The organism is Streptomyces yokosukanensis (assembly GCF_001514035.1).
Lineage (GTDB): Bacteria > Actinomycetota > Actinomycetes > Streptomycetales > Streptomycetaceae > Streptomyces > Streptomyces yokosukanensis.
In genome coordinates, this window is sequence record NZ_KQ948208.1 from 1 (window position 1) to 22912 (window position 22912).

Sequence of the window (22912 nt, forward strand, 5' to 3'; positions counted from 1 at the left end):
AAATTTTGAGAAAGGCCCACACCTCTGGTGTGGGCCTTTCTGCGTTTATGCTCGAATGCATGCGCTGTGACTTGGTTATCTTCGACAACGACGGTGTGCTCGTGGACAGCGAGCCCATCTCCAACCGTCTGCTGGCCGCTCTTCTCACCGAGTTGGGGCATCCCACCTCCTACGAGGACTCCATTCGGGACTACATGGGCTCGGCGATGCACCGGATACACGACCTGGTGCTGGAGCGGACGGGGCAACGGTTGCCGGACGACTTCGACGACGTCTTCCACGCGCGCGTGTTCGCCGCGTTCGAGCGGGAGTTGCAGCCTGTGCCCGGCGTGAGCGGCGTACTGGAGAAGCTGGCCGCGGACGGGGTGCCGTACTGCGTGGCCTCTTCCGGGAGCCATGCGCGGATCCGGGTCGGGCATCGTACGACCGGGCTCGACCGGTGGTTCGGGGACGAGCGGATCTTCAGCTCCGAGGATGTGGGGCGGGGCAAGCCGGCGCCCGATCTCTTCCTGCACGCCGCCGAGCGGATGGGAGTGGCGCCCGAGCGGTGCCTGGTCGTGGAGGACTCGCCGCTGGGCGTGCAGGCCGCCGTGGCGGCCGGGATGGCCGTCTACGGGTTCACCGCGATGACGCCCCCGGCGAAGCTGGCAGCGGCCGATGAACTCTTCGCCACCATGGGCGAGTTGGCTGACCTGCTGATATGACCTGAGCCAGCGGTCCGGGCTGACAATTGTCATACGCACGTCCGGACGTTCGTTTCTAGTGGTGGACCCCTCGAAGCGGCGAAGCTGAGGGCATGACGAAGAACACGGGGGCCCAGGGCCGGACCGAGCAGCAGAAGCAGAACCCGAGCGTGCTGGAGAACTTCCTGCCGCTGATCGTGGACGTGGCGGTGCCGCTCGGCTCCTACTACCTCCTCAAGGACGCCTTCGGGATGAGCACCTTCGCGGCGCTCGCCTGGAGCAGTGTGGTGCCGGCGCTGCGGACCGTGTGGAGCCTGGTGAAGGAGCGGAAGGTGAACGGGCTGGCCGGGCTCATCCTGGTCGTCAACGTGGTCTCACTGCTGCTGACCTTCCTCTCCGGTGACCCGCGGCTGATGCTCGCCAAGGACGGCGCGGTCAGCAGCACCGTCGGGATCGGGATCCTGCTCTCCGTGCGGATGGGCAAGCCGATGATGACCGCCGGCCTGAAGCCCTTCCTCGTCAAGGCCGACGCGGCCAAGGAAGCCGCCTGGGCGCGGCTGACGTCCGGGGCGTCGGCCCCGTCCGCGGCCTTCCTGCGCAAGGAGCGGGCCTACTCCGTCGTCTGGGGCGTGGCGCTGCTCGCCGAGTGCATCGCGCGGGTCGTGGGCGCGTACACGGTCCCTGTGGACACCATGGTCTGGCTCGGCACGGTCTTCCTGGTCGGCGCGATCGGGATCGGCATGGTCGTCGGCGGTGGCCTGGCGATCGAGCCGATGGAGAGGATGCTCAAGGCCGAGGCCGAGGCCGGTGCCGAGAGCGGCAAGACCGATGAGGCCGGCGAGGCCGGAGCCACCGTGCACGCCGTCGCCTGACCCGCGGCCCGACCTTCCGGTCGGTGAACCTGAGGAAAATTCATCTTTGGCTGGATCTACCCACAGGTAGTCCGGGGCCCTACGCTCGCCGCCATGACTGATGTGCTGCGGCGCGGTAGGGCCTCGCTGGCGTTCAGCTTCTTCGCCCAAGGTGCCACCTTCGCGCTGCTGGTGACGCGGATCCCGGGCATCCAGGACCGGTACGGCGTCTCCGACGCGCTGCTGCCCCTCTTCCTGGCCGCCGTACCGATCCTCGCCGGGGTCGGCAGCGTGAGCACCGAGCAGCTGGTGAAGCGAATACGGCCCAGTCGGCTGCTGCGCTGGTCTCAGCCGGTGGTGCTGCTGGCCCTGCTCGGAGCCGGGGCGGGCGGGCGGATCGCGGAGCTGGCGGTGGCGCTGGGCGCGTTCGGGCTGGCCGTGGGGGCGCTGGACGCCTCCATGAACATGCTCGGGGTGAGCCTGCAACGGTCGTACGGGCGCAGCATCATGCTCAGCTTCCATGCCGCGTACAGCCTGGGCGGGATCCTCGGCGCGTCGCTGGCGTGGGTCGGGGCGCACTGGCATCTCGCGCTGTGGGTGTCGTACCTGCCGGTGGTGGTTGTGCTGCTGCCGGCGACGCTCGTCGGGAGCCGGTGGTACGTCGACGGGGAGCCGGGGGCCGTGGCGGCGGGCCAGGAGCAGGGTGCGGGCGGCGCGGGCGTCGTCTTCAAGCTGCTGCTGCCGCTCTGCCTGGTGATGACCTTCGCCTATATCGGGGACTCGACGGTCTCCAACTGGAGCGCGAAGTATCTGAAGGACGTGCTGGGCAGCTCCGAGCAGCTGGCGACCGTGCCGTACAACGTGTACATGGTGACCACGCTGCTGGGGCGGGCCATCGGGGACTTCGGGGTGCGCAGGTTCGGGGCGGTGGCGGTCGTACGGCTCGGGACGCTGGTGGCCGCGGCCGGGTTCGCGGTGGTGGCCTCGGCGCCCGGGGCGTGGGTCGGGATGCTCGGGTTCACCTTGCTGGGGCTGGGGTTGTGCGTGCTGGTGCCGCAGACGTTCGCGGCGGCGGGGCGGCTGTTTCCCGGCGCTTCGGACGCCGCCGTCGCACGACTCAATATTTTCAATTACGTGGGCTTTCTGGTCGGTTCGCCGCTGGTGGGTGCGCTGGGCGAGGCGTGGAGCTATCGGGGAGCCATGCTGGTGCCGATGGTGCTGGTCCTGGTGACGCTGGTGTACGCCAGGTCGTTCGCCGTGGGGACGGGCCGATACGGTGGCGGGCATGAGCGGCCGCGCACAGCTGATGTGGGACGAGGCAGTAACGGGCTATGACTTCGGCCCGGACCATCCGATGGATCCGGTGCGGCTGGCGCTGACCCGGAAGCTGGTGGGCGCCTTCGGGCTCGACCGGGAGATGGAGGTCGTCGCGGCGAAGCCGGCCGGGGAGTCGACGCTGCAGCTGGTCCACCGGGAGGACTACATCGACGCGGTGAAGGCCGCGTCGGCCGATCCGGCGGGGGCGGACGGGGCGTACGGGCTCGGGACCGTCGACGATCCGGCCTTCGCCGGGATGCACGAGGTGTCCGCGTTGATCGCCGGGCAGTCGGTGGGGGCGGCGGAGGCGGTGTGGCGGGGGGACGCCGAGCACGCCGTGAACTTCGCGGGCGGACTGCACCATGCGATGCCCGGGGGTGCGTCGGGGTTCTGCATCTACAACGACGCCTCGCTGGCCGTCGCCCGGCTGCTGGAGCTGGGGGCCGAGCGGGTCGCGTACGTGGACGTCGACGTGCATCACGGGGACGGGGTGCAGGCGGCGTTCTGGGAGGATCCGCGGGTGCTGACGATCTCGCTGCACGAGCATCCTCGTACGTTGTTCCCGCAGACCGGGTGGCCGCAGGAGGTCGGCGCCGGGGCCGGCGAGGGTTCGGCCGTGAACGTGGCGCTGCCCGCGGGGACCGGGGACGCGGGATGGGTCCGGGCGTTCCACTCGGTGGTGCCGGAGCTGCTCGCGGAGTTCCGGCCGCAGGTGCTCGTCTCGCAGCACGGGGCCGACACGCACTTCGAGGATCCGCTGGCGCATCTCGCCGTGTCGCTGGACGCGCAGCGGGCCGTGCAGGTCGCGTGTCATGAACTGGCGCACGAGTACGCGGGCGGGAAGTGGATCGCGCTCGGTGGGGGCGGCTATGCGGTGGTGGATGTGGTGCCGCGGTCGTGGACGCATCTGGTGGCGATCGCGGCGGGGAGGCCGGTGGCGCCGGAGACGGTGATTCCGGAGGGGTGGCGGCAGGAAGTGTTCGCGCGGACCCGCCAGTTGGGTCCGCAGCGGATGACCGACGGGCGGTGGCCGGTGAGTTGGGCGTCGTGGGAGACCGGGTACGACCCCGCCGATCGCCTGGATCAGGCCGTTCTGGCGACGCGTCGGGCGGTGTTCCCTCTGCGGGGCCTTCTGCCCTGAGCCGGGGAGGGCACCGGCCCGGTCTCTCGGCTGTTACGCCAACTGTGCGCAATTCCCCCTGTTTCGTCCCGCGTCCCGTCCCCGATGCGCCACCATCGCATCCGTGTCGACCGGCGGAGCTCTGCGTGCGTATCTGCTGGCTGTTCGGCTTGCCGGGGAGGTGGGGACCTCCCGCGAGGACAGTCTGCGAAGTTATCGGCTCTTCGCCGCCCGGGATCCCCGGGTGTTGATCGGGATCGATCCCGAAGGGGCCTGGGGGCAGCGGGATCTGCTGGGCCTCATGGCGGAGAAGTGCGGTGTCTCGGCCGATCCGCGGCACATCTCGGGGCCGGATGTGATCGATCCGGAGCGGACGCTGGCCGCGTTGGACGCGTTCGCGGGGCGGATCGGGGAGGCGGCGAGACGGGGTGCGCCCGTGCTCTTCGGGACCGGGCATCCGCAGCGGCTGCTCGGGTTCTACGCCGGACTGGCGGACGCGCTCTCGGCGGCGGGGTGTGACGTGCTCACTCCGGCGCAGGGCCGCTGTGTCGACATATTGACCCGGTTCGGTCTACGCACGTGTGCGGTGGACTACACACGGCGAATCGGGTTGGTGCGGGAATCAGGCGGTGGGCGCCCCCGTTGTGAGCCGGGCGTGCACTGCCATTCGCCGCTGCCGGTTCGGGTCGCGCTGGAGGCCGCGGCGGAGGGCGGCGGACCGTTGCCGGAGCTGGTCGTGGGTGACCATGGGTGGGTCTGCGGCGCTGGTCAGCTGGGGTTCGAGGCCATCGGTCTGGCCGACACCGACGACCCGGCGCTGTTCGTGGGGGAGGCCGAGGGGCGCGTGTCCGTCGCCGTTCCGGTTGATGACGCCGTGCGGTCTGATTACTACCGGCCGCTTACCCGCTACGTACTCAAACGAGCATGTCTGTCACAGTAGGCCTGCGATGGGTGCACCTCTTCCCCACTTGCATCACCCGCCCCTACATTGGGGAGTGAGCACGCAACGACGAAGAGTCACCGGAAGGGGAAGCCGGTGGCCGTCGAGTGCGGAAGGTTCAGGTGTGTCATGGGTGCAGCTGACGAGAGGCCTCTCAACGAGGTTGTGTTCCTTACCGTGGCGGAAGTCGCCGCGGTGATGCGAGTGTCGAAGATGACCGTGTACCGCTTGGTGCACAGTGGTCATCTGCCCGCGATCCGGGTGGGGCGGTCCTTCCGCGTCCCGGAACAAGCGGTACACGAGTACCTCCGTGACAGCTATGTGGGGGTGGAGACGGCCTGACGGCGACCCCCGGGTGACCCCGGGGTACCCCCTCGATTACGACCTGGGCGCTCGGTTGGGTAGGCTAGCCCCTCGTAGGTCGTGTGGGCCCATGGCGCCCAAACAACCGAGTGATGAGAAGTGAGCGAGGGTAGTCGTGGGCTCTGTTATCAAGAAGCGGCGCAAGCGGATGGCCAAGAAGAAGCACCGCAAGCTGCTCAAGCGCACGCGCGTTCAGCGTCGCAACAAGAAGTAAGCGGCGTCGCGAGAGCGTGCCTCTGTGGCCTCCCATCAGCACTGGTGGGGGGCCACAGGTGTGTCCGGGGCACCGGGCATATTCCGATCAGTGAATTTCCGTGACTTCGTGCATCGGGTGGTCATCACAGCGCAACATCAACCCGCTAAGTTGGCCGCACACGGCGAACGCGCGGGACACGGGTATCGCGGGAAGGAAGGCGCTGATCTTGGGGAAGGTCGTGCTCGTCACCGGAGTGGCCCGGCAACTGGGCGGCCGGTTCGTACGGCGGATCCAGCGGGATCCCGAGGTCGACCGGGTGATCGCCGTGGACGCGGTGCCGCCTGCGCACCATCTGGGCGGGGCGGACTTCATCCAGGCCGACATCCGGTTGCCGACGATCGCCCGGGTGCTCGCGGAGACCGGCGCCGACACGGTCGTCCACATGGATGTGACGGGCACGGCGCTGCGCGGCGGCAGCCGGGCCACGGTCAAGGAGACCAACGTCATCGGCACCATGCAGCTGCTCGGCGCCTGTCAGAAGTCGCCGACCGTGAAGCGGCTGGTGATCAAGTCCAGTACGAACGTCTACGGCTCCGCGCCGCGCGACCCGGCCGTCTTCACCGAGACGACCCCGCCGAAGTCGCTGCCGAGCGGCGGCTTCGCCAAGGACACCGTCGAGGTCGAGGGGTATGTGCGCGGGTTCGCCCGGCGCCGGCCGGACGTCGCCGTGTGCGTGCTGCGGTTCGCCAACATCCTCGGTCCGGCCGCGGACACCCCGCTCGCCTCGTACTTCGCGCTGCCGGTGCTGCCGACCGTGTTCGGCTACGACCCGCGGCTGCAGTTCGTCCACGAGGACGACGTCGTCGAGGTGCTCAGGATCGCCTCGCACGACCCGCGCCGGGGCACCCTCAACAGCGGCACGTTCAACATCGCCGGGGACGGTGTGCTGCTCCTCTCGCAGTGCTCCCGGCGGCTCGGGCGGCCCACCGTGCCGCTGCTGCTGCCCGCCGTCACGTGGGCGGGTTCGCTGGTGCGCACGCTCGGCATGACGGACTTCTCGCCGGAGCAGATCCGGCTGCTCACGCACGGACGTGTGGTGGACACGGTCCAGATGCGCGAGACGCTGGGCTTCACCCCCAGGTACACGACGGCCGAGACGTTCGAGGACTTCGCCCGCGGCCAGGGCCCCGGGCTGGTGCCGCCGGAGGCCCTCGCGGGGGCCGTCGACCGGATCGCCGCACTGGCCGCGCGGGCCGGCGGCCGGCCCACCACGCACAGCGCCAACTGAGGAGAGCGGCACACGATGGCGGACGCCAAGGTCATTCCGTTCGACGACGACCGGTCCCGCGGGGGCGCCGCGCAGCGCCCCGCGCGGCGCCGGAGCACGGGCAGCCGGCGCGGTGCTCTCGGCGAGGCCGGGGAGATGGGTGAGGTCCAGCCCCTGCCGGGCCGGGCCCGGGCGCAGGAAGATGGGCCTGTGAGCCGCGAGGAGGAGCCGCAGGAGCCGCAGGTGCGTTCGGGTGCCGGCGAGCCGGGCGGCGGCCTGGAGCGGCGCGTGGCGGCCGGGCTGGCCTTTCTGCGGCGCCGGCTGACCGGGGACTACGACGTCGACGACTTCGGTTACGACGAGGAGCTGACCGACCAGGTCCTGATGTCGCTGCTGCGGCCGGTGTACGAGAAGTACTTCCGGGTCGAGGTGAAGGGCATCGAGAACATCCCGGCCAAGGGCGGGGCGCTGATCGTCGCCAACCACTCGGGGACGCTGCCGCTGGACGGGCTGATGATGCAGGTCGCCGTGCACGACCGTCATCCGGCCGGCCGGCATCTGCGGCTGCTCGCGGCCGACTTGGTCTTCGTGCTGCCGGTGGTCAACGAGCTGGCCCGCAAGCTGGGGCACACCCTGGCGTGCGCGGAGGACGCGGAGCGGCTGCTGCGCCAGGGCGAGCTGGTCGGAGTGATGCCGGAGGGCTTCAAGGGCATCGGGAAGCCTTTCAGCGAGCGGTACAAGCTGCAGCGGTTCGGTCGGGGCGGCTTCGTGTCGACCGCGCTGCGGCAGGGGGTGCCGATCATCCCGTGCTCGATCGTCGGGGCCGAGGAGGTCTACCCGATGCTCGGCAACGCGAAGACGCTGGCGCGGCTGCTGGGCTTTCCGTACTTCCCGTTGACGCCGACGTTTCCGTGGCTCGGGCCGCTGGGCGCGGTTCCCCTGCCGACCAAGTGGACGATTCAGTTCGGTGAGCCGATTCCGACGGACGGCTATCCGGCGGAGGCCGCCGAGGACCCCATGCTGATGTTCAACCTGACGGATCAGGTACGGGAGCAGATCCAGCACACGCTGTACAAGCTGTTGGTGCAGCGCCGGTCGGTGTTCTTCTGACATCTGCGTTCTTCTGACATCCGCCGCGGTACGGCAGTGGGGGCGCCCTGCTCGGAAAGGGCGCCCCCACTGCCGTGGCCGTACCGCCGCTAGTGCGTGTCCTCGCCCTCGATGCCCAGGCCGGGCAGGAGGCCCGGCAGGAGCGGTGGGATGGTGACGTCCGGTGTGCTCGTCGGGGGCTTGCTGGTGGACGGGGTGCTGCCGCTGGCGCCGGTCTTCGGCGGTTCGAGCAGCCCGCCCGTGTCCCCGCCGATGAGGCCCATGCCGCTGCTGCCGGTGGCCGTGCCGCTCGGGTCGCCGGTGCTCGCGTGCTTGCCGGTGGACGGGGTGTGGCCGGAGGCGCTGGGCTTGGTCGACCGGTGGCCGCCGGAGGAGCCGGTGGCTGCCGAGCCGGAGCCCTGTCGCTTGCCGTCGCCGCCCTGGGCGGGCGAGTGCGGGAGCAGGGACTGCAGCGGGGCGACCTCTTGGTCTATGGCGTCGAACACCGACGACACCTGCTTTTTGACGTCCCCGAGCTGCAGGGGCAGCCTGTCGCTGAGCGCGCTCCATACCTCGCGGTGGGAGCGGGAGAACGTGGACAGGGCCTGGATCGGGCCGAGCGAGCCGGGATCGGCCTCGTAGGCCTCGTGGAGCAGGCGGTGGCCCTCGCTGACGTCACGCTGCATGCCGGAGAGCGTGCGGCGGATCTCGCTGATGGACTCGTGGTCGAGGTGGCCGCCGCGGTCGCGCTCCATCAGCCGGCGGGCCTCGCTGAGCCGGGTGGAGGCCTGGTCGAGGTACGTCTGGCCGCGTTGGTCGTCGCCGTTGGTCAGATAGTTGAGCTTGAAGTCCTCGATGCCGCGTTTGAGGCCGTACAGCGAGTCGCCGGGCAGCGCGTCGGAGCTGGCGGCGGCGACGCCGCCGAAGGCCCCGGCGGCCACGCCGACGCTGAGCCCGCCCGCCGCGAGGCCCTTGCTCAGCCGGGAGCGCGGGCGGAGTTTGGACAGTGGACTCGCCCGGTGCGCGCCCCGGCCGTGTCCGCGCTGTTCCGGTACCGATGCGTCCGCCGCCCCGGTGCCCTCCTGGAGCATGGCCTCCATCGCGGCCACCAGTTGAGCGCGCTGCACGACCTTGACCTCGGGGTCGAGCTGCGGCTTGGGCAGCGCGTCGAGGTCGTCGGCGAGGGCCAGTAGTCGACCCTGCTCGCTCTGCTCCTCGGCGGTCGGCGGGGAACCCGCCGGGCTCACGGACTGGTCGGCCGCCGTGTCCCGGTCGGACAGCTCCTCCAGGGCCTGGGCGAAGGCGTTCGCCCGCCGGTGTGCCGATACGTTCGCGATCACTGGCGGCACCTCCTCTCGTCATCACGGTCGACTCCCCAGGGGGTCCTGAGGGTTGCACGCCCGCGACCACTTCCACACGATCGAGTGATCAGGGTCGGCCAGACGTGACCACAGGGAGCCTGTATCCCGCACAACGACTGGCGCGGCACTTGGGTTACGGACGGCGGATGACCGGATCGGAAAGGCAACGAGCGCTCACAGAACGTGAGTTGGACGTCGCTGTGGGTGGCGGGGTCACGGGCTGCGGCTCAGCGCACGTCGTCCGGCAGCAGCCGGGCCAGAGTGCGTACGGCGCGGTACTGAAGGGTCTTGATCGCGCCCTCGTTCTTGCCCATGACGCGGGCGGTCTCGGCGACCGAGAGCCCCTGGAGGAAGCGGAGCGTCACACACTCCTGCTGCTGCGGGTTGAGCCGGCGCACGGCGTCCAGCAGCGCGGCGTTGGACAGCGTCTCCAGGACGGAGTCCTCCGGGGAGCGCTCGACCTCGTTGGCGTCGAGCATCTCGCCGGTGGTGACCTCCAGGCGGAAGCGGCTGGACTTGAAGTGGTCGGCGACGAGGTTGCGGGCGATCGTCACGAGCCAGGCGCCGAAGTCGCGGCCCTGCCAGGTGAAGGTGCCGATCCTTCTGAGCGCCCGCAGAAAGGTCTCGCTGGTGAGGTCCTCGGCCGTGGCCCGGCCGCCGACGCGGTAGTAGATGTAGCGGTACACCGTGTCGCTGTACTGGTCGTACAGCCGACCGAAGGCCTCGGCCTCGCCCGCCTGTGCGCGCTCGACCAGATCCATCATCCGGGCGCTGTCGCTGTCGGCGGCCGGACGGCGGGCGGTGGTGGCGCCGGCCGAGCGCCCTCGTCTGCCGACGGCGGCGCCGCCGTCGGCCAGTGCGTAGCACGGGCCGACGGGCGCGGCGGCGGCGAAGGCGGGGACGGCGTACGCGGTGGGGACGAGGCCGCGCAGCGTCTCTTTGACCGTTGCGAGTGTTGCGCGCAGCGTAGCCAGGCCCGAGGCGTCAACCCCGACGTGTGGGTACACGGGACTCCCAGAGGCAGAGCTTCCATCACGTGCAGTACGGGACCGTTCACCCGTCGTAGCGACGGAGAGGTACCGGTTTGCGTCTGAGGAGAATAACGCTTCGTGCAGGCACTGCTACACCGAGTTGCTCAAATCATCGATTGCGTCGCTTCTGTTACCGATTGGCGCCCTATCAAGTGCCGCACCTTGATCGGTTGTTGATCGAAAAGGCGCCTGTTTCGGTGAGGTACAGGGCGTGTTGAAGTGGCCGCGGCATAATTCGGGCGCGCGAAGCGAGGCGCTGGGGCCGGAGGAGGGGTGAAGGGGGGCGGGGGCTGCCCGCGGGCCGCGTACGGGCGGCCGTTATCGACGGCGCCGGCTCAGGGCGATCGCCGCCGCGGTGCCGCCGGCCACCGCTCCGACGCCCGCCGCCGCCGGGATGCCCACCTTCGCCGCCTTGCGGCCGGTGCGGTAGTCCCGCAGGCGCCAGTCCTTCTCGCGGGCGTGCCTGCGGAGCTTGGCGTCGGGGTTGATGGCGTAGGGGTGGCCGACCAGGGACAGCATCGGGATGTCGTTGTGGCTGTCGCTGTAGGCCGCGCAGCGGGCGAGGTCCAGGCCCTCCGCCGAGGCCAGCGCGCGGACCGCCTCCGCCTTCGCCGGGCCGTGCAGCGGCTCGCCGACCAGCTTGCCGGTGTAGACGCCGTCCACCGACTCCGCGACCGTGCCGAGGGCGCCGGTGAGGCCGAGGCGGCGGGAGATCACCTGGGCGATCTCCACGGGGGCCGCCGTGACCAGCCACACCTTCTGACCGGCGTCCAGGTGGGCCTGGGCCAGGGCGCGTGTGCCGGGCCAGATGCGGTCGGCCATGTACTCGTCGTAGATCTCCTCGCCGATCGACTCCAGCTCGGCGACCCGGTGGCCCTTGACGATGGACAGCGCCGAGTCGCGGGCGTCCTGCATGTGCTCGGGGTCCTCGACGCCGGCCAGCCGGAACCACGCCTGCTGCCAGGCGAACCTGGCGAGGTCGCGCGTCTCGAAGAACTTCCGCTTGTACAGGCCCCGGCCGAAGTGGAACAGCGCGGCGCCCTGCATCACGGTGTTGTCGAGGTCGAAGAAGGCGGCTGCCCTGACGTCGCCCCGCACCGGGAACTCCGGTTCCTCGTCGGTGGCCCGCGGGGTTTCCTGGGCCTCCTGAGAGGACTTGCGGGCAGCCTCCGCCGAGGCCTCGCCTGCCAACACGCTGCGCGCCGTGGCGGAGCGCCTACGGGGGGTGAGCCATCCGAGAGCGGCCATGTCGTGAGCATAGCCAGTTTGTTCGGTGCTTCCGGAGTCGAGAGGTTGGAAGCGTGTGAACTCTCCGCTACCGAGCCGTTAAAGCAGGTGGGACCGCAGGTCGGGCGGGGCGGGCGAGAATGGCCGGCATGAGTCCCCTTTTCCGACGCAAGGCCGATCCCCGTGAGCGGCTCGTCACGCTGGTCCGCAAGCCCGGCTGTCATCTGTGCGACGACGCGCGGCTCGTCGTCGAGAAGGTCTGCGGCGAACTCGGCGTGTCATGGGAGCAGAAGGACATCACCGAGGATCGGGCTCTCCACGATCAGTACTGGGAGCAGATCCCGGTCGTACTGATCGACGGTGAACAGCACACCTTCTGGCGCGTGAACGAGGAGCGACTGCGCCGTGCACTGACCGACTAGTCCAAACCGGCTCGAAAGTCGCTTAGGATCGACGGCGGTCTGATCTCGGGGGCGGGATTCGTGAGGAGAGTGTGCGGTTTTGCCCCCAGTAACGAAGGAACGTCGGTGCGTGTGCGCCGGTTCCCGACGAGGGCGCGAAAGGTGCGTGACCCCGGTCACTTCTGCCGGGCAAATCGGACACCATCTTTGTGCACGCGTTCACAAAGACATAGCCTGCTGTCGACGGGGCGGTCTGGGGACGCACGACCGCCCGCAGCCCCGCTCTACCCGCAGGAGCACCGTGGCAACTGGCCGAACACACCGACCGGCGACCCGCAGCCGAGGGATTCCCGAGGCCACCGTCGCCAGGCTTCCGTTGTACCTCCGAGCCCTGACCGCACTGTCGGAACGCTCGGTACCCACGGTCTCCTCCGAGGAGCTGGCGGCTGCTGCGGGGGTCAACTCCGCCAAGCTGCGCAAGGACTTCTCGTACCTGGGCTCCTACGGAACGCGCGGTGTCGGCTACGACGTGGAGTATCTCGTCTATCAGATCTCCCGTGAACTGGGTCTGACCCAGGACTGGCCGGTTGTCATCGTCGGTATCGGCAACCTCGGCGCCGCCCTGGCCAATTACGGCGGGTTCGCCTCCCGCGGCTTCCGGGTCGCGGCCCTCATCGACGCCGATCCCGCAATGGCCGGAAAGCCCGTCGCCGGGATCCCGGTGCAGCACACGGACGACCTGGAGAAGATCATCCAGGACAACGGCGTGTCCATCGGTGTCATCGCCACCCCCGCGGGCGCCGCCCAGCAGGTCTGCGACCGGCTCGTGGCCGCCGGAGTGACCTCCATCCTGAACTTCGCGCCGACCGTGCTGACCGTCCCGGACGGTGTCGACGTGCGCAAGGTCGATCTCTCGATCGAACTCCAGATCCTCGCCTTCCACGAGCAGCGCAAGGCCGGCGAGGAGACCGCCGCGGGCGACGGCGCGCTGCCCGCCACCACCCGTGACGCTTCCGCCGACCAGGGGCCCGACGGGGACGTACCCGCCGTGATGCCGGCATGAGTCTCCTCGTCGTCGGACTGAGCCACCGCAGCGCGCCGGTGAGCGTGCTGGAGCGGGCCGCGCTGAGCGCGGACGCCCAGATCAAGCTGCTGCAGGACACGGTCGCCGCCGAACCGGCCACCGAGGCCTCGGTGCTCGCCACCTGCAACCGCATCGAGCTGTACGCCGACGTGGACAAGTTCCACGCCGGTGTCGCCGAGCTGTCCACGCTGCTCGCCCAGCACAGCGGCGTCGGCCTGGAGGAACTGACCCCCTATCTGTACGTGCACTACGAGGACCGCGCCGTCCACCACCTGTTCTCGGTGGCCTGCGGCCTGGACTCGATGGTCGTCGGAGAGGGCCAGATCCTCGGGCAGATCAAGGACTCGCTGGCCCAGGCGCAGGAGCTGCACACCGCGGGCAAGCTGCTGAACGACCTGTTCCAGCAGGCCCTGCGCGTCGGCAAGCGCGCCCACTCCGAGACCGGCATCGACCGCGCCGGTCAGTCCCTGGTCACCTTCGGCCTGGAGCGGCTGGCCGTCGGCGGGGCCGTCGACGAATGGGCCGCGGGCAAGAAGGCGCTGGTCATCGGCGCCGGATCGATGTCCTCGCTGGCCGCCGCCACGCTCGCGCGGGCCGGGGTCGCCGAGGTCGTGGTCGCCAACCGCACCTTCGAACGCGCCGAGCGGCTCGCCCAGATCCTGGCGGAGACCGACGACAACGCGGTGACCGCCCGTGCGGTACGGATGGACGCCGTGCCGGACGAGCTGACACGTGCCGACGTCGTCGTCTCCTGTACCGGGGCGACGGGCCTGGTCCTCACGGCGGAGGCGATCGCACAGGCGGTCGAGGGCCGCACCGGACAGCCGGCCGTCGCCGCCGCCACGGTCGCCGCGGTGACCGCCAAGTCCCCGCTGCCGCCCACCGGCGTCGGCGCCGACGAGAACTGCCCGCTGGACCTGGCCGCCGTACAGCCCGGCTTCTCGCTCATGGGTGAGGCCGCCGTCGCGGGCATGGACGCGGCCACCCTGGAGCAGCACGCGGCCTGGGTCGCCGGAGGCACCGTCGACCGCCGGGAGCGCCGTACGCCGGAGGGGGACGCCGAGCTGATCACCGCGCTCGCCGCGACCGCCGCCACGGTGGGCCGGATCCCCGAGCGGCGCAAGCCGGAGCCGGTGGCCGAGCGTCCGGCGCCCTTCTTCTTCCTCCTCGACCTGGCCATGCCCCGCGACATCGACGCGGCCGTGCATCGGCTGGCCGGGGTGCGGCTGGTGGACATCGAGTCGCTGGCGGAAGCTTCCGCCGACGCTCCGATGGCGGCCGATGTGGACCTGGTCCGGCGTATCGTCTCCGACGAGGTCGCGGCCTTCGGCGCGGCACAGCGGGCGGCGCACATCACGCCGACCGTGGTCGCGCTGCGCACCATGGCCGCCGACGTGGTCGCCGGTGAGATCGCGCGGCTCGACGGCCGACTGCCCGACCTGGACGAACGCCAGCGCGGCGAGATCCGGCAGGCCGTGCACCGGGTGGTCGACAAGCTGCTGCACGCACCGACCGTACGGGTCAAGCAGCTCGCGGCCGAGCCCGGCGGCGCCGGGTACGCGGACGCGCTGCGCACCCTGTTCGACCTCGACCCCGAGACGGTCGCCGCCGTCTCCCGGGCCGGGGACAGCACAGACAAGAAGGACCGACCGGCATGAGTGACAAGGCTTTGAGACTGGGGACGAGGCGGAGCAGACTCGCCATGGCCCAGTCCGGGCAGGTGGCGGAGGCCGTCCGCCAGGTGACCGGCCGGCCCGTGGAGCTGGTCGAGATCACCACCTACGGTGACACCTCCCGCGAGCATCTCGCGCAGATCGGCGGCACCGGCGTCTTCGTGACGGCGCTGCGGGACGCGCTGGTGCGCGGCGAGGTCGACTTCGCGGTTCATTCGCTCAAGGACCTCCCGACCGCGCAGCCCGCCGGGCTGGTCCTGGCCGCCGTGCCGGAGCGCGAGGACCCGCGGGACGTGATCGTCGCGCGCGACGCCCTCAAGTTCACGGACCTGCCGCGCGGGGCGCGCATCGGCACCGGTTCGCCGCGCCGCATGGCGCAGCTGAACGCGTACGCCCGCGCCCACGGCCTGGACATAGAGACGGTCGCGATCCGCGGGAACGTCGATACGCGGATCGGGTACGTACGGGACGGCGAGCTGGATGCCGTCGTGCTGGCCGCCGCCGGACTGAACCGGATCGGCCGCATCGATGAAGTGACCGACTTCCTGTCGGTCGACACGGTTTTGCCCGCCCCCGGCCAGGGGGCACTGGCGATCGAGTGTGCCGCGGACCACGCGGACCTGATCGCCGCGCTCGGCGCGCTCGACGACCCGCTCACGCGGGTCGCCGTGACCGCCGAACGATCACTGCTCGCCGCCCTGGAGGCCGGCTGCAGCGCCCCTGTGGGCGCGCTGGCCGACCTGCTCGACGGGCAGATTGTCAAGGAAATGCGCCTGCGTGGCGTCGTCGGCACGACCGACGGCACTCGTATGGTGCAGCTGTCCACCACCGGTTCCGTGCCCCAGACGGAGACCCAAGCGATGGCACTCGGTCGCGAACTCGCCACCGAGATGCTCGCCCAGGGCGCGGCCGGTCTGATGGGGGAGCGAGCACATTGAGCCCCACCACCCTTCCTGCCGCCGGTCCGGAACACGGGCACGTCACCTTCCTCGGTGCCGGACCCGGAGATCCGGGACTGCTGACTCTGCGCGCTGTGGAGGCGCTGTCGCGCGCGGATGTCCTGGTCGCCGAGCACGAGGTGCTCGACGTGATCCGGACGCACGCCCGACAGGGCGTCTCCGTCGTGCCGACGGACGCTTCCTCCATGTCGCCGCCGGGCACGGGCACGCCGCAGCTCACGGTCGTTGACGGCACGTCAACAACCGCCGCTGCCCCGTCTCCTGCCCGGGACGCGGCTCATCTTGTCATGGAGGCCGCGCGGTCCGGCAGGCGGGTCGTCCGTGCGGTGTCCGGGGACCCGGGACTTGATACGTACGCGGCCGAGGAAATGCTCGCCTGCGCCTCGGCCGGGGTGCCCTTCGAGGTCGTCCCGGGCGTGGCGGCCGCGGTCGGTGTGCCGGCGTACGCCGGTGTGCCGCTGCGGGACGCGCAGGGCGCGGACGTCCGGTTCGTGGACGCCCGTACGGCATCGGACCGCTGCTGGACCGAGGTGGGTGCGTCGGACGGCACGGTGGTCGTGTCGACGACGCTGGACTCGGTGGCGGCAGCGGCGGGTGAGCTGGTGTCCGCCGGCCGCAAGCCGGACACCCCCCTGTCGGTCACCGTCGCCGGTACGACGACCCGCCAGCGCACCTGGACGGCGACGCTCGGCACGATCGCACAGACGCTGAAGCAGGCGAAGGTGCTGCCGTCGCCGGACGGCGGCCGGCCGGTCATAGCCGTGGTCGGCGAGCGTTCCGCCGCCGCCCGGCGCGACCAGTTGTCGTGGTTCGAGTCCAAGCCGCTGTTCGGCTGGAAGGTGCTCGTGCCGCGTACGAAGGAGCAGGCGGCCTCGCTCTCCGACCAGCTGCGGTCCTACGGCGCGGTGCCGCACGAGGTCCCGACGATCGCGGTGGAACCGCCGCGCACGCCCCAGCAGATGGAACGTGCCGTCAAGGGCCTGGTCACCGGCCGCTACGAGTGGATCGCCTTCACATCCGTCAACGCGGTGAAGGCGGTTCGGGAGAAGTTCGAGGAGTACGGGCTCGATGCCCGGGCCTTCGCGGGCATCAAGGTGGCCGCGGTGGGCGAGCAGACCGCGAAGGCGCTGGTTGCCTTCGGCGTGAAGCCCGATCTGGTGCCGAGCGGTGAGCAGTCGGCCGCCGGTCTGCTGGAGGACTGGCCGCCGTACGACCCGGTGTTCGACCCGATCGACCGCGTCTTCCTGCCGCGTGCCGACATCGCCACGGAGACCCTGGTGGCCGGGCTCATCGAGCTGGGCTGGGAGGTCGACGACGTCACGGCGTACCGGACCGTGCGGGCCTCGCCGCCGCCGGCGGAGACGCGGGAGGCGATCAAGGGGGGTGGCTTCGACGCCGTTCTCTTCACGTCGTCTTCTACGGTGCGGAATCTGGTCGGTATTGCCGGGAAACCGCACAACGTGACGGTGATCGCCTGCATCGGGCCCGCCACGGCGAAGACCGCCGAGGAGCACGGGCTGCGCGTCGATGTCATGGCGCCCGAGCCGTCCGTGCACAAGCTGGCGGAGGCACTGGCCGACTTCGGCCTGAAGCGCCGCGCTGCCGCGCTGGAGGCGGGGGACCCCGTCACTCGGCCGAGCGAGCGGCGGCCGGGGGCGCGCAGGCGTCGTTCGACGACGTGAGACGTGGCGGGTGCCCTGATGCGGGGCACCCGCCCGCCAGCCCCGAGTTCTCCTCACGGCCCAGCGGGAGTACCCGGAGGTCGACGTTGCGGAACTCGGCCACCTCCAGCAGCTGTTCGAGCTGCCCGCGCATGACCATCTTGCCCCCGTCGTCTGCGGTGAACGGTGGCCGACAAGCGCTGAACACCGCTCGCGCACGTCGCGCCGGCGCGATTACGCCGCTTCTCCTGGGACACCTGCCCGCTGCGCCCCTGGGACCACTCCGGATCGGGGGCCACGTGAGGCCGGCCGGGCGGGTGGTGCTGGTGCTGGTGTCCGCCCGGCCGTTTGATGGCTTACGCCGCCGTGCCGCCCGCGTAGTCGCCGGCGAACGTCGTCTCGATCGTCTGGGCGACCGGCTGGGCCACGCCCGTGCCGGTCAGGATGATGCCCAACTCCCGGTTGTTGCTCAGGGAGTTGCTGCTGATGTTCATGGAGCCGGCCTCGACCGCCTGGGTGGACAGGCCGTAGTCGGCGACCATCGCCTTGGCGTGGATGTAGAAGCCGTTCGGGTCGGAGTAGCCGACGACCGTGCCGCCGGCGGCCTTGACGGCGGAGACCTGGCTGGAGTAGCTGGAGGGGCTCTCCAGGACGACCCGGACCTTCACGCCGGCCTTGGCGCGGGCCACGATCGCGTTGACCACCGTGCTGTCGCTGAACTCCAGCTCCTGGACGTCGAGGGTCTTGGTCGCGGAGTCGATGAAGGAGACGAGGCGGCTGCGGGAGTCGGTGGGGGACCACAGGAGGTGGTCGCCGTCGGTCGGGGTGACCGAGGTGCCGGCGTAGTCGGCGGCGAAGACCTTCTCGATCGCGGCGACGTCACGGGTGTCGTCGGTGAAGACGCCGTAGTCGCGGCCGGTGGTGTAGTACTGCGAGGTCAGGTTGCCGGTCAGCACCAGGGACTTGGTGCCGTCGACCGTGATCGTCTTCTGGTGGGTGTAGGTGAAGGCCGAGGACGACCAGACCACGCCTATGCCCGCGTTCGTCAGGGACGTGTACGCCGAGTCGTTGGCCGACTTGTGCTGGCGGTCGAGGACCACCCGGACCGTGATGCCCTTGTTCTTCAGGGCTATGAGGTCGTTGACGGCCGTCGTGTCCTCGAGCTCGTACATCGTCATGTCGAGCGAGCTGGTGGCCGAGTTGATGAAGTCGTAGATCTGGGGCTGGCCGGTCGTCCGGGAGAAGGCGAACGCCGAGTAGCTCGCCGCGTTCGCGGGCACGGCGGTGACGACGACGGCGGCGCCGGCGGTCAGGGCGATGGCAGCACGGGTGAGGACGTTCCGCAGCATGCGTGACTCCTTGGGGGATGCCGTTGTGGGGGTGGCGCGTGCATGACACCACGCGCGTAGAACGGTGGGGAGTCACATGGATCCAGGGACGGCCAGGAGAGCGCAAAAACTTGCTATGGGGGTTCTACGGGGATGCCGCTATGCCCCTCTTGGGCCGACAGGGTGTTGGCAAAGGCGTCGGCCGGGCGGGCGTAGCGTAGAAGGCATGACGAAGTACGGATCCTTTCCCGGTACGCGTCCCCGGCGGCTGCGGACCACGCCCGTCATGCGGCGGATGGTCGCCGAGACACGGCTGCACCCGGCCGACTTCATCCTCCCGGCGTTCGTCCGGGAGGGCGTGAGCGAGCCCGTGCCGATCGCCGCCATGCCCGGTGTCGTCCAGCACTCCCGCGACAGCCTGAAGAAGGCCGCGCTGGAGGCGGTGGAGGCCGGGATCTCCGGGATCATGCTGTTCGGCGTGCCGGAGGAGGGCAAGAAGGACGCCGTCGGGACGCCGGGCACCGATCCGGAGGGGATCCTTCAGGTCGCCATCCGCGATGTGCGGGCCGAGGTCGGCGACGACCTGCTCGTCATGTCCGACCTGTGCCTGGACGAGACCGTCGACCACGGGCACTGCGGGGTGCTGGACGCCGAGGGCCGCGTCGACAACGACGCGACCCTGGAGCGGTACGCCGAGATGGCGCAGGTGCAGGCCGACGCGGGTGCGCATGTGGTCGGGCCCAGCGGAATGATGGACGGGCAGATCGGCGTCGTCCGCGACGCGCTCGACCAGATCGGGCGCGAGGACGTCGCCGTCCTCGCCTACACCGCCAAGTACTCCTCCGCCTTCTACGGCCCCTTCCGCGAGGCCGTCGCCTCCTCGCTCCAGGGCGACCGCAAGACCTACCAGCAGGATCCCGCCAACTGGCGTGAGTCCCTGCGGGAGTTGGCCCTGGACCTGGAGGAGGGCGCGGACATGGTCATGGTCAAGCCGGCCGGGCCGTACCTCGACATCCTCGCCCGGGTCGCGGACGCCGTGGACGTACCCGTCGCCGCCTACCAGATCTCCGGCGAGTACTCGATGATCGAGGCCGCCGCCGAGAAGGGCTGGGTCGACCGGGACCGGGCCATCCTGGAAACCCTGACCGGCATCAAGCGGGCCGGGGCGCGCAACATCCTCACCTACTGGGCGACCGAGGCGGCACGGAAGCTGCGTTAGGGCCTGCCGGGCCGGGCTCACCAGGAGGCGATGGTGTCCAGGCTCTGCTGCCAGTACGTCACCGTCAGCGAGCTGTCGTAGTAGAAGCCCTTCGCCGGCAGGGCCGGGGTCGCGGTGGCGCCACCGTCGCTGCGCGGGGTGGTGCCCTGGAACATCAGCGTCAGTTTGCGGGCGGTCGTCCCGCCCTCACCGCTGCCGTCGGCGGCCGACAGGCGCACCATCGCGTACCCCGACTCGCCCGGCTTGAGCGTCGTCACCGCCTGCGGCTGGGTCTCCTCGTCCGCCTGCGGCGCCCACTGCATCTCGTCGAAGCGCACGATCGGGTAGTACGTCAGCTCGCAGGTCTTCCTGCCCGTGTTCGTCGCCGTGAGCAGCATGTGGTTCAGCGGGCGGTTGACCGGCTGGGCGGTGACGCGGGTGTTCGCGCCGTTGCACAGGACGATCGAGGACCCGCCGCCGGTCGTCCCGGAGCCGCCCTTCGCGGTGCCCGATCCGTGGGTGCGGGTCACCGGGGTGCCGTTCGTCCTCCCCGCGTCGGCGGGGGTGGTGGCGGTGGGGGCGGAGGAGGGCGTCTTGTGCGCTGTCGCCGACGTGGTCGGTGACACGGCCTCCGAGGCGCCCTCGTCCTTCGTCCCCGTCCCGTTGCCGCTGCACGCGCTGAGCGCGAGGGCGGTCACCGCGGTACCGGTGGCGGCGAGCAGACGAATGTGGCGCAAACGCATGGCAAGTCCTCTTTCGGGCTGGGCCGGTTGGCGTGCTTGGATGAGTCACAGCCTGTGCGGAGCCCCGTCCCGACGGCCAGAGGCCACGGGCACTCCGGGACGCTGGAACGCCGACACAGGCGCTGACGTGCGCAAACAGTCCCTCCCTGGAACGCCGGGATGGGACGAGGGGGAGGGGACACGGTGGCGGACGGCACCACGGACAGCGGTTTCGCCGACTTTCTGAGGGAGTTGAAGGACCGCTCCGGACACAGCTACGGCACGCTCGCCAAGCGGTTGCACATGAGTACGTCCACGCTCCACCGCTACTGCAACGGGGCCGCCGTACCGGCCGACTACGCCCCTGTGGAGCGCCTGGCCCGCCTGTGCAAGGCCACGCCCGAGGAACTCGTGGAGCTGCACCGCAGATGGGTGCTGGCGGATGCGGGGCGGGGGAAGAAGGAGGCGGTGGCGGGTCCGGGACCGGTGTCGGAGGAGGAGCCGGTGGCCGTCCAGGAGCTGGTGCCTGCCGTGTCGGATGTCTCCGCGCCGGTGCCGGGCCCCCGGCGCGGGCGCCGCAGCCGGACCGTGCTCCTCGCCGCCCTCGCCTGCACCGCCCTGCTCGGCGGTGCGGCGCTCGCCCTCACCCTCCCCTCCGGCGGCGCCGAGGCGGACGGAAAGGGCGGCTCGGCCGTCGCCGGCGCCGCACCGCAGCACACGCCGACGGCCGGCGCGGAGCGGGGGATGCATCCCGCTCGCTCGGCCTCCCCCTCCCCGTCCGCCACCTCGCCCGCATCCGGCGGCACGCGGCCCGGCGACGAGCCGAGCGCCTCGCACACCACCACCACCGGCGCGAACGGCGGCACGGACACCGCCGCCCCGCCGCTCGCCGTCACCACCCACCCCTACAGCTGGGTGAGCCCCTGCTCCCAGCACTATCTGATCGACCGCGCCCCGACCGCGGTCTCCCCGCCCCCGCTGGAGCAGGACGCGCCCGCCTGGGTGGCCGTGCACAAGGCGGTCTCGGCGGGCGAGCAGTTCGTCACGTTCACCGTGCAGGGGACCGGCTCGGACACCGTCGTCCTGGAGGGGCTGTCGGTGCGCATGGCCGGCCGGGCCGCGCCGCTCGCCTGGAACGACTACGCCATGGGCTATCCGGGCGTGGGCTGTGGCGGAGGCGTGCCGACCCACTCCTTCACGGTCGCCCTGGACGCCCTGCGCCCCGCGGCCGTACCGGCGGCCGGGCACCGCGGCTTCCCCTTCAAGGTGAGCCGGTCCGACCCCGAGGTCTTCTATGTCACGGCCGACGCCTCCGCGTACGACGTCAGCTGGTATCTGGAGCTGTCGTGGTCCAGCGGGACGCGCCACGGCACGCTGCGGATCGACGACGACGGCCGGCCGTTCCGCACCAGCGGCAACAACGGGCGGCCCGCGTACGCCTTTCCGCTGGGCGGCGAGAAGTGGGAGGCGGCGGCGGACGCGGGCTCGAACTCGAACTGACCGTCCGGATCGCGGAATTTCCGGAGTGGACGGCACACAGCTCTCCAGGGCCGGGCCGGGCGGGTCAGTCCCACCAGAAGGTCCAGGTGTGGGTGCCGACCAGGCCCTCGGCGTAGTCCCGCAGGCTCCCGGAGCCCTGGGTGATGTTGTCCGGGCAGAAGGCGAAGTGCTCCGCCGCCACCGCCTCGGCGTCCTCCCGCGTGCTGGGCGGGGCCGCGACGGACAGCGCCAGGGTGTCGAAGCCGAGCCCCACCACGCGTACGCCGAAGCGGTCCTCCCACGAGCGCAGGACGGCGCACGGCCGGGCGACGTCGTTGTCGTGGTTCAGCGGACCGGCCCAGCCGATCGCCGCGGGTATGTCGGCGGACCGGCGGGCCGGGACCAGGGCGAGGCGCGCATCCCGGAACCACGGGGACGCGGCGTCCGTCAGCGAGTCGGCCACCTGGGCCGCGCGGGCGTCGGGGACGGCGGTCGGGGCGGGTGCGGGCGCGAGCCCCGGCCAGGCGGCCCCGAACGGCTCGACCTCCTCGCCCCAGCCCTCCTGCGTCCAGTCCTCCCAGTAGTCGGCGAGGACGTCCTCGGCGTCGTGATCACCCGGGTACGACATCAGCCGGGGCATCAACTCCCAGTCCGCGGGCCCGCCCTGGCCGCCTCCCACGTCCACGAGCACCGGCAGCAGTCCGGCACGCGCCGCCGGTGCGCCCAGTGCCTTCCAGGTCCCCGGCGCGGCCGGCTTCTCCGCGTGCCACAGCAGCGGTTCGTGCCAGGGGCCGTCCTCGGTCAGGTCGACCAGTCTGCCGGGCGGCAGCTGAAGCCCCAGGGAACGGCCGCTGGGGTCGGTGGCCAGCTTGGGCAGCGGGTTGGGAAGAGTCGCCATGGCAGTGACTGTAGAGGCCGCCACTGACAACGCCGTTGGCTCGCCTTCCCGATGAACCCAGCCC

At 70.9% G+C, this 22912-nt stretch carries 23 protein-coding genes; 16 read left to right on the plus strand and 7 right to left on the minus strand.

The genetic code is table 11. The annotated features are described in order from the left end of the window. Window positions 1–59: 59 nt before the first annotated feature. From AQI95_RS06485 to AQI95_RS06520, 9 genes are all read left to right on the plus strand, one after another. Window positions 60–704: an HAD family hydrolase gene (locus tag AQI95_RS06485; protein WP_067120323.1), complete on the plus strand. Its 645-nt coding sequence runs from the start codon at window positions 60–62 to the stop codon at window positions 702–704. A gap of 92 nt (window positions 705–796) precedes the next feature. Further along, window positions 797–1555, plus strand: coding sequence for a VC0807 family protein (locus AQI95_RS06490; protein ID WP_067118874.1), 759 nt, complete (start codon window positions 797–799; stop codon window positions 1553–1555). A 93-nt stretch (window positions 1556–1648) separates the two neighbouring features. Then, window positions 1649–2869, plus strand: coding sequence for an MFS transporter (locus tag AQI95_RS06495; protein ID WP_067118877.1), 1221 nt, complete (start codon window positions 1649–1651; stop codon window positions 2867–2869). Beyond that, on the plus strand, window positions 2820–3992 hold the full coding sequence (locus AQI95_RS06500; RefSeq protein WP_067118880.1) for an acetoin utilization protein AcuC: 1173 nt from the start codon (window positions 2820–2822) through the stop codon (window positions 3990–3992). Before AQI95_RS06495 ends, AQI95_RS06500 begins: the two co-directional genes overlap by 50 nt. A 103-nt stretch (window positions 3993–4095) precedes the next feature. Beyond that, window positions 4096–4911, plus strand: a complete 816-nt coding sequence (locus tag AQI95_RS06505) for a phosphatase (RefSeq protein ID WP_067118883.1) — start codon at window positions 4096–4098, stop codon at window positions 4909–4911. A 129-nt stretch (window positions 4912–5040) separates the two neighbouring features. Continuing rightward, complete coding sequence (locus tag AQI95_RS06510; protein WP_159056494.1) at window positions 5041–5253, plus strand: helix-turn-helix domain-containing protein; 213 nt, start codon at window positions 5041–5043, stop codon at window positions 5251–5253. Between the two features lie 136 nt (window positions 5254–5389). Beyond that, complete coding sequence (locus tag AQI95_RS44570; protein WP_003948845.1) at window positions 5390–5488, plus strand: 30S ribosomal protein bS22; 99 nt, start codon at window positions 5390–5392, stop codon at window positions 5486–5488. Between the two features lie 208 nt (window positions 5489–5696). Further along, window positions 5697–6758, plus strand: coding sequence for an NAD-dependent epimerase/dehydratase family protein (locus tag AQI95_RS06515; RefSeq protein WP_067118888.1), 1062 nt, complete (start codon window positions 5697–5699; stop codon window positions 6756–6758). A gap of 15 nt (window positions 6759–6773) precedes the next feature. Beyond that, entirely contained in the window at window positions 6774–7847 is a 1074-nt protein-coding gene (locus tag AQI95_RS06520; protein WP_067118891.1) for a lysophospholipid acyltransferase family protein, read from the plus strand. 89 nt (window positions 7848–7936) lie between these two features. Here the strand turns inward: AQI95_RS06520 and AQI95_RS06525 are convergent, their stop codons facing one another. The 3 genes from AQI95_RS06525 to AQI95_RS06535 form a co-directional block, all read right to left on the minus strand. Beyond that, a complete protein-coding gene (locus AQI95_RS06525) occupies window positions 7937–9166 on the minus strand; it encodes a DUF5667 domain-containing protein (RefSeq protein WP_067118894.1) in 1230 nt (409 codons plus the stop codon). Between the two features lie 248 nt (window positions 9167–9414). After that, window positions 9415–10194 carry an ECF subfamily RNA polymerase sigma factor, BldN family gene (locus AQI95_RS06530; RefSeq protein WP_067118896.1) on the minus strand — a complete coding sequence of 260 codons (780 nt, stop codon included), beginning with the start codon at window positions 10192–10194 and terminating at the stop codon, window positions 9415–9417. Between the two features lie 342 nt (window positions 10195–10536). Further along, entirely contained in the window at window positions 10537–11466 is a 930-nt protein-coding gene (locus AQI95_RS06535; RefSeq protein ID WP_067118899.1) for an HAD family hydrolase, read from the minus strand. Window positions 11467–11585: 119 nt separating this feature from the next. Here AQI95_RS06535 and AQI95_RS06540 point away from each other — a divergent pair, with 119 nt between their 5' ends. The 5 genes from AQI95_RS06540 (at window position 11586) to AQI95_RS06560 (ending at window position 17244) form a co-directional block, all read left to right on the plus strand. Beyond that, the gene (locus AQI95_RS06540) at window positions 11586–11867 is read left to right on the plus strand and encodes a glutaredoxin family protein (RefSeq protein WP_107121568.1); all 282 of its coding nucleotides are present in this window, start codon (window positions 11586–11588) and stop codon (window positions 11865–11867) included. A gap of 280 nt (window positions 11868–12147) precedes the next feature. After that, on the plus strand, window positions 12148–12909 hold the full coding sequence (locus AQI95_RS06545; protein ID WP_067118902.1) for a redox-sensing transcriptional repressor Rex: 762 nt from the start codon (window positions 12148–12150) through the stop codon (window positions 12907–12909). Next, a complete protein-coding gene (locus AQI95_RS06550) occupies window positions 12906–14588 on the plus strand; it encodes a glutamyl-tRNA reductase (protein WP_067118905.1) in 1683 nt (560 codons plus the stop codon). Before AQI95_RS06545 ends, AQI95_RS06550 begins: the two co-directional genes overlap by 4 nt. Further along, a complete protein-coding gene (gene hemC / locus AQI95_RS06555; RefSeq protein ID WP_067118908.1) occupies window positions 14585–15541 on the plus strand; it encodes a hydroxymethylbilane synthase in 957 nt (318 codons plus the stop codon). The genes AQI95_RS06550 and hemC overlap by 4 nt, the downstream gene beginning before the upstream one ends. Beyond that, window positions 15538–17244, plus strand: coding sequence for a bifunctional uroporphyrinogen-III C-methyltransferase/uroporphyrinogen-III synthase (locus tag AQI95_RS06560; protein WP_067118911.1), 1707 nt, complete (start codon window positions 15538–15540; stop codon window positions 17242–17244). The genes hemC and AQI95_RS06560 overlap by 4 nt, the downstream gene beginning before the upstream one ends. On the opposite strand, the gene AQI95_RS50325 is transcribed toward AQI95_RS06560, so the two are convergent. Together AQI95_RS50325 and AQI95_RS06570 are read right to left on the minus strand one after the other, a co-directional pair. Continuing rightward, window positions 17189–17383 (minus strand): Scr1 family TA system antitoxin-like transcriptional regulator, encoded by a 195-nt coding sequence (locus AQI95_RS50325; RefSeq protein ID WP_067118914.1) that lies wholly within the window; start codon window positions 17381–17383, stop codon window positions 17189–17191. The genes AQI95_RS06560 and AQI95_RS50325 overlap by 56 nt on opposite strands. Before the next feature lie 196 nt (window positions 17384–17579). Continuing rightward, complete coding sequence (locus AQI95_RS06570) at window positions 17580–18572, minus strand: phospholipase D-like domain-containing protein (protein ID WP_067118917.1); 993 nt, start codon at window positions 18570–18572, stop codon at window positions 17580–17582. A gap of 205 nt (window positions 18573–18777) precedes the next feature. Here AQI95_RS06570 and hemB point away from each other — a divergent pair, with 205 nt between their 5' ends. Further along, window positions 18778–19770 (plus strand): porphobilinogen synthase, encoded by a 993-nt coding sequence (gene hemB / locus AQI95_RS06575; RefSeq protein WP_067118919.1) that lies wholly within the window; start codon window positions 18778–18780, stop codon window positions 19768–19770. Window positions 19771–19787: 17 nt separating this feature from the next. On the opposite strand, the gene AQI95_RS06580 is transcribed toward hemB, so the two are convergent. After that, window positions 19788–20492 (minus strand): DUF4232 domain-containing protein, encoded by a 705-nt coding sequence (locus AQI95_RS06580; RefSeq protein WP_208614090.1) that lies wholly within the window; start codon window positions 20490–20492, stop codon window positions 19788–19790. A 183-nt stretch (window positions 20493–20675) separates the two neighbouring features. Between AQI95_RS06580 and AQI95_RS06585 the strand changes: the two genes are divergently transcribed. After that, window positions 20676–21971 carry a helix-turn-helix domain-containing protein gene (locus AQI95_RS06585; protein ID WP_244188661.1) on the plus strand — a complete coding sequence of 432 codons (1296 nt, stop codon included), beginning with the start codon at window positions 20676–20678 and terminating at the stop codon, window positions 21969–21971. Between the two features lie 64 nt (window positions 21972–22035). On the opposite strand, the gene AQI95_RS06590 is transcribed toward AQI95_RS06585, so the two are convergent. Continuing rightward, entirely contained in the window at window positions 22036–22848 is an 813-nt protein-coding gene (locus tag AQI95_RS06590; protein ID WP_067118926.1) for a DUF4253 domain-containing protein, read from the minus strand. Window positions 22849–22912: the final 64 nt, after the last annotated feature.